The 13,615-nt window shown below is 48.1% G+C and carries 9 protein-coding genes, 1 pseudogene and 1 riboswitch; of the genes and pseudogenes, 8 read left to right on the top strand and 2 right to left on the bottom strand.

Annotation, left to right across the window (positions count from 1 at the left end):
* The first annotated feature begins 2 nt into the window (after positions 1-2).
* Genes GI364_RS04005 through GI364_RS04015 form a run of 3 tightly spaced genes read left to right on the top strand, consistent with a single transcriptional unit; the run spans position 3 to position 4,544 of the window.
* Entirely contained in the window at positions 3-2,558 is a 2,556-nt protein-coding gene (locus tag GI364_RS04005) for an ATP-binding protein (protein ID WP_198852416.1), read from the top strand.
* Between the two features lie 14 nt (positions 2,559-2,572).
* On the top strand, positions 2,573-2,896 hold the full coding sequence (locus GI364_RS04010; RefSeq protein ID WP_198852417.1) for a hypothetical protein: 324 nt from the start codon (positions 2,573-2,575) through the stop codon (positions 2,894-2,896).
* Positions 2,826-4,544: a hypothetical protein gene (locus GI364_RS04015; RefSeq protein ID WP_198852418.1), complete on the top strand. Its 1,719-nt coding sequence runs from the start codon at positions 2,826-2,828 to the stop codon at positions 4,542-4,544. Before GI364_RS04010 ends, GI364_RS04015 begins: the two co-directional genes overlap by 71 nt.
* A gap of 132 nt (positions 4,545-4,676) precedes the next feature.
* Here the strand turns inward: GI364_RS04015 and GI364_RS04020 are convergent.
* Together GI364_RS04020 and GI364_RS04025 are read right to left on the bottom strand one after the other, a co-directional pair.
* Positions 4,677-5,648, bottom strand: a pseudogene (locus GI364_RS04020) (IS110 family transposase); the annotation flags it as partial.
* A gap of 20 nt (positions 5,649-5,668) precedes the next feature.
* On the bottom strand, positions 5,669-7,360 hold the full coding sequence (locus tag GI364_RS04025) for a sugar phosphorylase (protein ID WP_198852420.1): 1,692 nt from the start codon (positions 7,358-7,360) through the stop codon (positions 5,669-5,671).
* 262 nt (positions 7,361-7,622) lie between these two features.
* On the opposite strand from GI364_RS04025, the gene GI364_RS04030 reads away from it, so the two are divergent.
* The 5 genes from GI364_RS04030 to GI364_RS04050 all read left to right on the top strand — a co-directional run bounded on the left by GI364_RS04030 (position 7,623) and on the right by GI364_RS04050 (position 13,125).
* Positions 7,623-8,645: a LacI family DNA-binding transcriptional regulator gene (locus GI364_RS04030; RefSeq protein WP_198852421.1), complete on the top strand. Its 1,023-nt coding sequence runs from the start codon at positions 7,623-7,625 to the stop codon at positions 8,643-8,645.
* A 31-nt stretch (positions 8,646-8,676) separates the two neighbouring features.
* Positions 8,677-10,020: an ABC transporter substrate-binding protein gene (locus GI364_RS04035; RefSeq protein WP_198852422.1), complete on the top strand. Its 1,344-nt coding sequence runs from the start codon at positions 8,677-8,679 to the stop codon at positions 10,018-10,020.
* Between the two features lie 68 nt (positions 10,021-10,088).
* Positions 10,089-11,009, top strand: coding sequence for a carbohydrate ABC transporter permease (locus GI364_RS04040; protein WP_198852423.1), 921 nt, complete (start codon positions 10,089-10,091; stop codon positions 11,007-11,009).
* A gap of 62 nt (positions 11,010-11,071) precedes the next feature.
* Positions 11,072-11,836, top strand: coding sequence for a carbohydrate ABC transporter permease (locus tag GI364_RS04045; protein ID WP_233096001.1), 765 nt, complete (start codon positions 11,072-11,074; stop codon positions 11,834-11,836).
* 170 nt (positions 11,837-12,006) lie between these two features.
* Positions 12,007-13,125, top strand: a complete 1,119-nt coding sequence (locus GI364_RS04050; protein WP_198852424.1) for a glycerate kinase — start codon at positions 12,007-12,009, stop codon at positions 13,123-13,125.
* A gap of 255 nt (positions 13,126-13,380) precedes the next feature.
* Positions 13,381-13,565: riboswitch (cobalamin riboswitch) on the top strand.
* The last annotated feature ends 50 nt before the right edge of the window (positions 13,566-13,615 follow it).

The following is a 13,615-nucleotide window of genomic DNA, read 5'->3' on the forward strand; positions in this document are numbered from 1 at the left end:
AGGTGGCGCACAAACTGTTTCCTGCAATGTATTGGGAAGACAATCGCATTTTTGATGTGGAGGGACAAGCCTGGGGGGTGTACAAGTTGCCCCAGTTCCCCTATGAGTTTCGGGCAGAAACGGAGCGCTTGGCCGTGTCCGACCGCTTTGAACGGTTTCTGCACAACTACACGGGGAAGGGCATGCTGCTCAGCTTGAGCAAGCAGTTGTCTCGGCAGCAATTGGAGCAGCAAATGCGGGCGAGATCGTCGCATCCGGTTTGGCAGGAACATGTCGATGCGGCGATGACAGAGCTAAAGTATCGCTTGGCCTATGAGCGCAGAGTCTATTTGATTCTACCTCTGCGTACATCCACCGCCAATCTGCGGTTGGACCAATTGTTGACCGACAGCAACGCGTGGAAAGAGACCTTAAAAAAAGCGGGACGGCAGGTCATGAACGGCATTATGGACGTCGGTCAAAGTGCGCTGGACGCGTTCTTGCGACAAGGGACACAAAAGGAACTGTCGGAGGAGTTGCTGCAGGCTGCGTACAGTGTGGACCGTCAATTGATGGCCAAGCTGAACGGGGCCATGAGCGGCAAGGTGGAGCGGGCCACGCCGGCAGAGCTGGAGTGGTTACATCGCAAACCGTACTTTCGAGGGATTGAAGAGCCGCAAAGCGTCCTCCCGGAACAGCTCCCCGTCTTGGTGTCCACGAAGCAGAACACAACGGTGATTCGTCCGCTTCGTACTTCCATGCTGCAAATTGCCGAAGCCGATGTGGTGGAGGACCTGTTTCGGATCCGGGTCCAGCACCCCAACCAACAGACCAGCTACCAGTCTGTCATGGCCCTGTCCAACTTTGCGGAGGGCATCGAGGACCTAGGGAACGAATGGCTGTACGAACCGCTGGAGAAACTGGACTTTCCGGTGGATGCGTGTATCCATTTTGAAGTGATTCCAGGACATGTTGCCAGAGCGAAGGTCCACCGCAAGAAAGGAGCTGCGGAAGACCAGTGGGACGAGCTGGCCAAAGACGGAGACGTGGAACTGGACGTGGAGGATGGATTGGCTGATGCCCCCATATCCGCCAAGCTGAAGGAAGGGATGCCCCTGGTGGAATTTCAGTCTTTTATGGCCATTGGGGCAGACAATGAACACAAGCTCCTGGAACGGGAGGAACAACTCATCAACCAGATGGATGGGTATGCCCGTCTGGTCCATCCACAAGGAGATGCGAGAGCGTTGTTGCAGGCCTTCTTTCCATGTTTCACGGGAGGGGTTCATTCGACCTGGAAGGTACCCGCTGAACCTCGGGTGGTGGCCTGTGCCGCTCCGCTTGGAACCAGTACCTTGGGTGACCCCTCCGGATTTCTCTTTGGTCACCTGATTCACAGCGGGAAGCCTGTGTTTATGGATCCGGAACGACCCATGAGGGTGCTGAATCACTCCGGTTCCATGGCCTTGATTGGAGTGACCGGCTCCGGGAAGTCCATGACCATGAAGAATATTACGGATAAGCTGCTGGCCTTGAGCGGGATTGGGTATGTGCTTGACCCCAAGAAAGACGAGTACTTTAGTCTCTACCAGAGATGGGAGAAAGACGCTTATTGGTTGCGCTACGGCCGGGAGGCAGAGGCCGCGTTTACGCCCTTTCACCTAGCGACAGACGCTCGAGATGCCAGGGCCATTGCCCAGGGCTGGTTGGGGATTTTACTCAATATCTCCGGGTCCCGAGAGGATCGGTACGCGGCTATTGTCGTCAACGCTGCGCTGAATAAGTTGTACCAGACGCAGTCTTGGGATATGGAATCTTTTCTGGCCTGTGTGGCACGAGTGGGTGAAGAAGGGGAGAACGAGAAAGAGCGGCAGACCGCTGCCTTGATTCGTCGAATCTTGGACCAGTTCCGTCATGATCCGGTAGCGCAGTGTGTCTTTGGTCAGGACGAGGCGAATCACACGTTGGCGGAGGCCAAACTGGTGGTGCAAAGTTTGCGGAATCTGGAGTTTCCGGACCGGAGCATGCCGGATCCAGACAAGTGGCGGGAGCCGCAGCGTTTCGCTGTTTCGATGTTGTATCTGTCGACACAGATTGGCCTGCGCAAACTCATGGAAGCTGACTCTGTGATCCCAAAGTTCTTCCTCATCGACGAGGCATGGATTTTGCGGTCCATCCCCGAAGGTCGGGAACTCATCAACCGTATTCTGTTGCTGGGGCGGGCCTTGAACCTGATTCTCGTTCTGGGCATTCAGAACCCGGATGTGCTGCTGCCAAAGCATGAAAACGACGACTTGACCGCCAATCTCGGCTGGCTCATGTTTTTTACGCTGGAATCCAATGTCCAGGTCCGGCACGCAGTCCAGATTTTACATCTCCCGGATGATGAGGATTGGCAAAAAGTATTTTCCGAGTTTGGGAACGGGCATGGATTGGTGAGGAACCCGGAAGGGCACGTCGGGGAGCTGCAAGTGGATTTACTTCCGGAAACCCTGAAAGAGGCGTTTTCCACCACGCCAGGTGGTACAGAGACAGAGGGAAAGACGAGACAACGAAAGGTGCGTCTACAACGAGCATGAGGAGAGGATGGGAGATGCACAAGCGTGGGCGATTCCTTCTCTCTGGCATCCTGACGTCGGTCCTCACCTGGGTCGTTGCCGGGCCTTCTGTCTTTGCTGCGACAGCCGGGATGGCGAGTCCTGTCGGGTGGAAAAAGTACCCCTTTGGCAACTACGTCTGGGACTATTTCATCAAGAGCGGAATTCACTTTAATCCGCTCCATGGTACGGTTCCTACAACGATGAACCAAATTGCTAATTTGTTGGAACCAAATGAAGGTCCACATCATGTACCTGATGCTGGCGTTTCTGGATTTTGCGATTCACCCGAAACAGATTACAGGACCGATTGTGCATGAATTGTCGCATGTGTTGGCCGCTGGATATACGACCTTTTATACGCGATTGTTGCCAGGGGCTTTTGCCATTATGGCGCTGTTCTTGTTGTATCGGTTCGCGCGCAGTCACCATGCTTCGATTTTGCAGATTCTCCTAATGTTTGTGCTCGTTTCCGGGTTCGCCGTGGCGTTCTATACCCATTTCAGCGGCCTCATTGATGGCGTGACGAATTTCGATGATGCAGCGTCCTCGTATTTTCTGAACGTCGCCTCTGAACTGGGACAAACCTATCAAGGGAATGACGGGAAGACAAAGCACATCCAGCCCGGCCAAAATTGGGTCTCGTTGATGCTCTCGACGAACGGTGGAGGACAGGGGAGAACCGAACTCGCCAAAGTGTTGTACAGTGCCCACATTCCAAGAGGTCATTTTTATCAATATGCCTCAGAGGACAGTCCCCAGAGCAGCCCCATGACACGGTTGCAAATGGCCGCTTTCAATTTGGCGTTTCCTTTAGTCAGTCTGGTACCCGCCGTGTTTTTCGCATGGATGGGCGCGTTGTTGTTTGCCCTGACGTTCGGGTTCTTACTGACCGTCGTGGAGTGTGCCGTGCTCCTGCCTTTGACCGTCATCCCGGATTACGGATGGAACAAGCTGCTGCAACTGCTAAAGCGCGCTGCCGGACAGCTCATCATGAAGACGCTTAATGCGTTGTATCTGGGCCTCAGTCTCTTTGTCATGAACCTCATCTCCAATGGATTGTCCGGCTCAACGGTAGGACAGGAACTGAGCCTCATCATTATTAGTGTGGTGCTCTTGATCCTCTTGTTTTTCCGGGGGCGTTTTCTGCGAGAATTGACGACTAAATTACCCGATGACTATCGCTGGACATGGCGGGACCGGGCTCGGGATGTGCGGCAGGAGGCGCGGCAGAAAACAACCCTGTTGAGAAGCAGATTACAGCGGACACCAGGAAGCAGACGGGATCGCAGCACAGACAGTGATAACTCCGCTTCAGGAGGGGCAGGCGGAAGTAGCGGGCGGAGTCCCAGACGTTCCACTGGGTTCAACAACGGTGCAGGGGGTGGAACCCGTTCCAGTACAGGTTGGAGTGGAACTAACAAAGTGAGTAGCAGTCATAGAGCCGATACAAACACAAGCAGCAGGTCCCCAAAACGCCGTATCTCTGCGCAACTGCGAGGGGCAAAGGAAACGTTCATGGAAGCTTCTGTAGGGAAATGGACGAAAGGATTGCCAAGCTCCCTCAAAGCCAAGCGCGCGTATCAAGGAACAGGGAGGAAATATCGCCTGTCGCAAGGGAAGCGTTCAGAGACACCTCGTGTTGATGGAACATCCAGCCGGACAACGCCTCTGACATCGACTGAAGGGCACGTTCCCACAGCACAATCTGTGAATGAATCTGCCAAGGTGTCAAGGGATGGACGCAGTTCAACGGTGAAGGACCGGTCTCCACATGCCGCACATCGTGTATCACAGAAGAGACCCACGAAAGTCCGGAGGTTTCGCAGAAATGTTAATGGGATACAAAACAGGACACGTCCTCTGACACCTTCTGAGCGGCGCGTTCCACCAGCGCAATTCGTGAATGCATCTCCCAAGGCGTCAACGGATGGATTTATTCGCATGTTCTATAAAATGGAAATGTAGCTAAACCAGCTAATAGTTTGTCAAGATTTCCAAGCAATAAGTTAGAATAAATATGTTACAGTTTAGAGGGCATCACAAATAACCTTCCGATTCATCATGGAGGGTATTTCCTGTCGGGCGTGGATTTGATGGTTAAGCCATGTCTAAGAAAAGTTCTTTGTTCGTCAGTAACGCGTAAATCCAGTGAATCAACTTGTTTACGCATGCGACGACAATGACCTTATATGGCTTCCCTTTGTCTTTTTTCTTGTCGTAATAAGCCTTGAGCTTGTTGCAACCTGTTTTTCGCAATCCACATGAAACGCCTTCGTATAGCGCATGTCTCAGCCTACTTGAACCGCGCTTGCTAATGCGGTTAGAGGTTGCCGAATGGACACTTGGGTCAACACCAGCGAAAGCCACAAGTTTTCTAGGATGATTCAACTGGTCTATTTCCCCGATTTCAGAGATAATCGTTGCAGCGATCTTCTGTCCAATACCGGGTATAGACTGGATAATCTGATACTCTTCAATATCTTGAGCAAGGGCATCTATCTGTCTTTTGAGTTGGGATAGGTGCCCTTTGTATTGAAGGATGATCTTGATATACATCTCAAGACTGAACAAGTGACTTTGGACCAGTGCGCTACGGAACGGGTTGCGAGAGGCTGCCATCGTGAGTTGCTCAGCCCTTTCCCGCGCCCAGCGCTTGGACGGACTTGGACAACGTGTCGCAATCTGGTCGGCTAGGTCCGTCTTGGACGTAGCTGACACGGATTCAGCCGTTGGGAAGTCAAGCAAGGTTTGCATCGAAACGAAAGAATACAGTTCTCCAAAGACCCCGACATACTCCGGGAATATCTGATCCAACAACGCCTGGAACTGCAATTTTGTTTGTACCAACAACTTTGTGATGGCATCGTGTTGTCTGCTCACGTTTCGCAAGTTTAGAAGCTTCTCACCTCGTTTCTTAAGTGGTTCAAGTTCTTCCTTGTAGTAGAGTTCACACAATCGATATGCATCCAACGCATCGGTTTTGACTTTGCGCAGACTCGATGTCTTCGCCTGGTGGGCAATCAATGGATTGACCGAGATATACAAGAAGTTTTGGTCATCTAGAAACTGACACTTTTTGCCGCATTAGGTTAAAAGAACTTCAACCATAGCACTTGATACGCACCTAATGGTATCTCCATTGTTTCATCATGATTTTCATGTACATTTTGCGTAATTAGGTCAACGGCACTGGTCATTTGTGCAAGACCAATATGTTCCAAGTCAAGGACTGCATTTCTAGACTGAGACGTTATGTTCGTGATGCATAAGACATTGTCTCGTAAAACAGTGAACAATGAGTCGTTCAATTCAACAATACGTTGTGATGAATTAGGATGGAATGCCCGCTCCTGTCGGCGTACATTAAGCATCGATACGTATTGCGTGAATATTTGAGATTCAGTTGAGGAACTGTCTTCAAGTAACGCTTCCAAATCGCCAAGTTGGAATTTTTTCCGATTAATACTTCGGAGATGATTGGAATTGCTGAGTGAGCTCGTATCATTTGCAGAACCAAACAAGCTATGAATATAAATTCCTGGCACCCCTTGTAAGCACAAAAGAATTGCCTGAGAGGCTATAAATCGTTTAACACTTAATTTTTGATTTTCTTGCGGGATGCTCAGAGCGCTGTACCAAGTAATATTCAGTTCATATGGACTTTTTGTTCGGTCTCCGTTATCCCTGTATGATATTTCTCCGCCCCGTCGCATACATTCATTTACAATATGTTGAATTTCACTTTCCGGCAGGAGTTCTTTCGCTGGCATCAATCCTATGCCATCATGAGAAGCCATGAAGTTAAAAAATGTTGTATTCGGCGATGGAGTTTCTAAGCTCTTTGCCCACTGTGACAGATAATGACTTGAGCCTCGATAAAACGCATGGAGTGTAAGCGGAGGCAGCGCAAACTGGTAAATCAATTGTGCCTCATTGTACCCGTCTCCAAAATAAGTAATGTTATCTCTATGAGGAACATTTGATTCTGTAATCAGAATCGTCCCAGGTGCAACGCTATCGACGATACTCCGGAAAATTTGAACAACCGCATGTGTTTTTCTTAGATTTACGCAACTAGTCCCCGGTTTTTTCCATATATAAGGAACTGCATCCATTCTAATAATTTGTGCGCCCCTTGAAATATAAAACAGTAACACATCGACTATTTCTAGGAACACTTTGCTGCTCTTGTAGTTCAAATCGATTTGGTCGGAACTAAAAGTGGTCCACAGATGCTTCGTACCCAGGTGTGTTTCATATTGAGAAAACAAGGAGGAACTGCGCGGACGCGCTACGTTTGAATAGTTTTTCTGAAAATCCCTTTCAATAAAGAAATCGCTGTATTGAGGGTCCCCTGCGAGATATTTCTTAAACCAATTGCTTTGCGACGAAACATGGTTAACCACCGCATCGAACATCAACCGATAATCTTGAGATAACGCTTCAATATCGCTCCAATCCCCCAGTGAGGGATCTACCCTTCTATAATCAATCACCGAAAAACCATCATCCGATGAATATGGATAGAACGGCAAGATATGAACGGATGAAAAACTATCTTTTAGATGTCTGTTTAAGAACTTGCGAAGCGTATGGAGGGGAGCTTCATTGTCTTCCTTGAACTGATCGCCATATGTGATTAAAACTGCATCTTTTTCGCTCAACCACTTACTTTTTCGAACAGAATGAGTGGTCTTATAAGTGGATATACGCGCATTTATCTTTTCCCGTAAGAGTTCACCCATTTTTGAACCATATACCATGTGTAATTGCTCCAGCATTGTTCATACCTCCTGAAAATTGCCATAATCTACGGATGCAGTCCAGAACATTCGTTCACTCCCAAGTTTGCATGGGCAACTCTGGGGCAGAATGACCCAGTTTCACCACCCAGCAAAAAATCACGACTCACCTAGGAATGGATACCGTGACGGAGTTCTGAATATTAAACGACGTTCAGTTGACAGATACAAATGGTATTATATAATATGAATTAAATTTCAGAAAGTATTTTCAAAAATAAATTCATTTGGGGGTGTATGAATGAAAATTACGATTGAGACAGTGGCACAAGCCGCTGGGGTCTCTGTGTCGACGGTCTCACGTGTCTTAAACTCTCCAGAACTTGTTACGGAGAAGACACGAAATAAAGTCCTAAAAGTTCTACAAGATATGGATTTTCAACCGAATCAAAACGGACGGGTGATTGGCACACAACGTTCCAAAACCATTGGGATTGTTGTCCCCGGAATTGAAAAGCAATTCTTTACTGAGTTACAACGAGGCATTCATAAGGCAGCTTTTTCGAATGACGTGAACATTTTGCTTTATGACGCAGGCGACGGCAATTTTGAAGAGTCTATGAAAGGGGTTTCTTTTTTAAAGAGTCGGCAATGCGATGCGATTTTATATTGCAGCCTCCCTGTCCATCAGGAAGATGTAGAAGTACTAGAGAGACTTGACATACCTGTGGCATTCGCACTCACGGGGTCGTCAGCACACATTCCTGCTTTCAAAGTGGATGACGTTGCAGCAGCTTATGATGCTACAGCTCATTTAGCGACAAGAGGGCATCAGCACATCGCCATGATTTCAGGCGGTTTAACGAATGAAGTTGCGGGTCAGACCCGCTATGATGGCTATCGATTGGCAATCAAAGAGTATAATTTACCTTTTTCAGATGAATATGTCGCATATGGTGACTTTCGGTTTGACGGCGGATATGAAGCAATGGGTCGCATATTAGAGAATAGAATTGAGATCCCAATTACAGCTGTGTTCGCTGCGAGTGATGAGATGGCACTGGGAGCCATGAGAAGAATACATGAGGCGGGCCTTCGAGTACCTGACGATATTTCCGTCATGGGCTTTGATAACCTTTCAATATCAACCATGGTTACCCCTCAACTAACAACAGTGGCACAACCCTTTTCAGACATAGGAGAATCTAGTATCGCATTTTTAGCGCGGCAAATTAAAGATGGCCGCAGTCATACCGATAAGGGAATCTATTATTTTTCTCATCGGATTGTAAGTCGGGAATCTGTGAAAATTCACGGTAGATAATTGGATGAAAGAATAGGAAGGTAGTGTTCGGATGACAAATAAAAAGCGGAATATGTTCGTCGGAATGTCCGTTTTATCGTTAGTGGGATTATTAGCTGGCTGCGGGACAACAGGTGGGAACAAGACGAATTCTTCAGCGAGCGCAAATAGTACTACCAGTGGGAGTAAGACTCCTGACTATGCCAAGGCAACGGGCACCATTGTATGGGCGGCTCCGCCTATTACTCATACTGGCGTTCGCAAGACTCTCATCAAAAAATTCGAAGCCAAGTACCCTAATATTAAAATCACGTTGCAAAACCAGAGTTTCAATACAGACACGGACAAGGCGAGTTTAACGACACAGATTGAGGGTGGGTCTTCTAGCCCTGATGTTTATATGGGTGACGTGGTTTGGCCGGCCCAAATGGCAAAGAACAACATGGCCGTAGCGTTAGACACAAAGCTGCCCAAATCCTTTTGGACACGTTTTGCTTCTGGATTAGTGAAAGGTGCCACATACAAGGGACACGTCTATGCAGCGCCCTTTTATGTCGACTCAGGATTTCTCTACTATCGTAAGGACTTGCTCAAAAAAGCTGGAATCTCCTCCCCACCGTCAACATGGTCACAGTTAAAGAAAGACTCTGAAATTCTACAGAAGAAAGGACTCGTAAAATACGGATTTGTCTGGCAGGGAGCCTCTTATGAGGGACTGACATGTGATTTTATGGAGTATTTATCAGATGCCGGCGGAAAAGTTTTGACCAACGGGAAACCATCCGTTAACTCTCCACAGGCCCAAAAGGCCTTGACGTTCATGAAAAGTTTAATTACCAGCGGTGTATCCCCGAAGCCGACAGATACCTTCAAAGAGAGTCAGTCGATGAACGTCTTTAACCAAGGAAATGCAGCTTTTCTGCGAAATTGGACCTATGCTTGGTCTAACTCTCAAACGTCAAAGAACTCCAAAGTCGTCGGAAAAGTAGGCGTCACCGTGCTGCCAACGTTTAAGGGGGCCAGTAAGCATTACAGCACCATTGGCGGGTGGAATTTGTACGTTAATCCGCACAGCAAGAACATGTTGGCAGACTTGGCGTTTATCAACTGGATGACAGGTACACAAGCACAGACTATCCTAGCCACAAAGTTCTCTGAATTACCTACAAATGCCACAGTTGAAAATAACCCTGCTGTAAAGAAAGTCAGCCCCGTATTCAACATTGTAAGTAAAACTACATTTGTTTCGAGGCCCAGTCAAAACCCGAGTTATGCTGCCATTTCGCAGGCCATTTACCAAAATGTGAACAGTGCATTGTCAGGCGGAACGACTGTTAAGGCTGCCCTCAAAAAGGTACAGAGCCAGATTAAGAACACTCTCGGCGGCGGTCTATAAGCGAACAACGGAAGCAGAATTGAGGGGCGTCGTTCGCGCGCCCCGCTTCCCTTTCTGGAGGTGAAAGCATGAGTCAAGCAGTCGCCGCCCCAAGCGACTTGAAATATACGGATCGCCGGTCAGGATACCTGATGTTCCTGCCAGCCGGTTTGATTATAGCCGGTATCACCATCTTTCCAATACTTTATTCTGCCTATATGAGCCTGAATCACATCCAGTTAACACAAGAGGGATTGAAGGCGCATCCGGCAGGGCTGTCCAATTACAGCCTATTGGTTCACAGCGGTGTATTCTGGCACAGTGTGTGGTTCACTACGTACTACGCGATGGTAACCGTCGTGGTGGAGCTCCTGCTCGGAATGTTGATTGCTTTGGCTATCAACGGGGTTCAGCGCTTGAAGGACGTCTCCCTTGTTGTGATGCTCATCCCGTGGGCTCTTATCACTGTTATCTCGGCGCAACTGTGGTCCTATATTTACAATGGTGTGTACGGGGTCCTAAATTATATCCTGCAATCCTTGCACCTAATTGGCGCGCCCGTTACATGGTTGGGCACGTCGACAAGCGCAATTATTGCGATGATGATTGCGGATATCTGGAAGACAACGCCTTTCGTGGTCATAATCTTGCTGGGCGGACTGCAGATGATCCCGGTAGAATTCTTCGAAGCAGCCCATATCGACGGTGCGAATCGTTGGCAGATTTTCTGGTCCATAACGTTTCCGGCTTTACGCGGCAGCATCGCCCTTGCTGGACTGTTCCGTATCTTGCAGGCCTTTGGAGTCTTCGACCTTCCCTTTGTCTTGACTGGAGGCGGCCCCGGTACAGCGACTCAATCATTGGCGATTCTTGGTGAACAGGAACTGTTCAGTCATTTTCGCTTTGGCGTCGGATCGGCCATAGCTGTCAGCACTGTTATCCTTGTCTTGCTCTTGTCCCTAATCTTCCTGTCAGCGTTTCGTTCGCTCGTAGAGGAGGATGCCGTATAATACAGAGCAAAACTCAACGCGTAGTCGGTTATGCCGTTTTAATTTTCTTTTTGATAATCATTTTGTCGCCGTTTTACTGGATGATCATCACTTCGTTTAAGCCAATCAATAGTATCAGTGCTTATCCGCCGACTCTGTTTCCCCAGCACTGGACCTTTAGCCATTACACTCAAGCTTTCGGGGAATTTCACTTTACGCACTACATCGTTAACAGTGTCGTTGTGGCAGTAGCCACAACCTTTCTGGTATTGATGTTCGCGAGTATGGGCGGATTTGCAATCGCTCGCCTTCCTGTTCGGGGGAAGACACCGGCTTTAATCACACTTCTCGTGATTTCTATGTTTCCCCCGATTGCTATCGTTACGCCGCTTTATGCGATGATGCGAGGGCTGAACTGGCTCAACTCTTATCAGGCCTTGATTATTCCCTATACGGCATTTAATCTGCCCTTTGCTATTTGGATTCTGCGCAATTACTTTCTTCAAGTACCTGGTGCATTGTACGAAGCTGCGAAGATGGACGGAGCCAATGCATTTCAAACCTACTACCGCATTTTCCTGCCGGTGACGACACCGGGGATGTTCACGGCAGCCGTGTTCACCTTTGTAGCCGCCTGGACAGAGTTCTTCATGGCGCTCGTCTTCAATCCTTCGGATTCTATGCGTACAATTCCGGTAGGAATCGCACTGTTCAGCGGCCAGTACAATGTGCCTTACGGAACGATCTTCGCAGGCTCGGTAGTGTCTGTCATCCCTATCATTATATTGGTTATTATATTTAGAAAATGGATTGTTTCAGGCTTGATGGCCGGATCTGTAAAGGGATAATGCGAATGACAAATTACGTTTTTCAAATTGGGACAGCAGTTTGTGAGCAGTTATGGACTGAATCGGTACCCTCTCTTCACGAATACTGAAGAGAGGGTACGAGATTATTTTTCACCTCGACAGATGAGATTCTAAACCGTACCGAAAAACTGTATGAAGAAGGGGAATCTATGAAAGTTGTTGTTGCTTTGGATTCATACAAGGGAAGTTTGACCGCTGTGGAAACCTGTAATATCGTTGCCCAGGCTGTTTCGGAAGCGATACCGGAAGTTGAAGTCATCAAAGTTCCAATGGCTGATGGAGGTGAAGGGACACTAAGCGCACTGGTTCAAGCTTCAGATGGTTTCAAAGTTCCTTTGAAAATCCTTGGACCTCTCCTGCAGCCAGTAGACACATATTACGGTGTTCTAGGTGATAACAAGACAGTTGTCATTGAGGCAGCAAGTATTGTTGGGTTGACGATGATTGAAGAAAGTCAACGTGATGTGATGAGAGCATCCACCTACGGTATGGGGCAGACCCTGAAATCTGCCTTGGATGACGGGTATCAAAAGTTTATATTTGCGCTTGGTGGAAGCGTGACCAACGACGGCGGGTTTGGATTTCTACAAGCACTTGGGGCGAAATTTCATAATGCCTCCGGTAGAGAACTAGAACCCATTGGAGCGTCTTTACCCGAAATCTCCAGCATCGATTTGATTGAATTAGACAAACGTCTCTCTGATTGTGAAATTCATGTTGCGAGTGATGTGGATAATCCTCTGTGCGGAAAACACGGAGCTTCTGCGGTCTTCGGTACTCAAAAAGGCGCCACAAAAGAAATGATAACATTCTTAGACAACGGGCTGGCCAACTATGCATCATTATTAGAAACCGCTTTGGATAAAACCCTTCAAAACAACCCTGGTGCAGGTGCCGCCGGTGGTTTAGGTTTTGCCCTCATGGCAGTAGGCGGCAGGGTCCAATCCGGTGCTAGGTTAGTCGCTAACGCTACGTCTTTAGGAGACCAACTAGAGGGTGCGGATTACGTTATCACTGGTGAAGGTCGTACTGATGAACAAACACAGTTTGGTAAAGTTCCAGTTGTAGTCGCTCAGATGGCTCATGAACATGGCGTAAAACCAATCTTACTTTCAGGGAGCTTGGATGGACACTTGGAAAGTTTGCAGTCTCATTTTGTAGGTCTTTATTCTATTATTTCTAGACCTATGACGACCTTTGAAGCGATGTCCAATGCAAGTTCACTCCTTCACTTTGCAGCACGAAATCTCGCTACGCTATTGCGTTGACAATACCCATGACAGACATCCTCGTAAGGATAGAGCTATGCATTTATTTCAAAATGGTCTATCCATCTTGCTTTGTTAAGGAAACCGTGAGAGGGAAAGGTCGTGCTTTTTAGGAATCGAGATCATTATGAGCGTACAGATTAAAGGGAATGGATGGGTTAACTGTTCATCTATTATCTACATTGTGATTACAAACGTGGTATACTAACAGCGATGGCGACAGTCATTGTATACATCGACTAGACTATAAGCTTGAAGTGAAAAGATTCAAAAGGTTCTCATCAGATGGATGAGAGTAAAGAGGGAAACCGGTGCAAATCCGGTGCGGTCCCGCCACTGTAAAGGGAAGTCCTGATAAAAAGCCACTGAGCGCAAGCTTGGGAAGGAAACCAGGATGATGAACCTGAGCCAGGAGACCTGCCTTTTGAAAAACACCATGTACCTACGGTCGATAGGGGGGTGTTGGGCGAGCCTTTGTATTAGGCATCAT

Origin of the sequence: Alicyclobacillus sp. SO9 (assembly GCF_016406125.1) — a bacterium.
In the GTDB taxonomy this organism is placed as follows: domain Bacteria; phylum Bacillota; class Bacilli; order Alicyclobacillales; family Alicyclobacillaceae; genus SO9.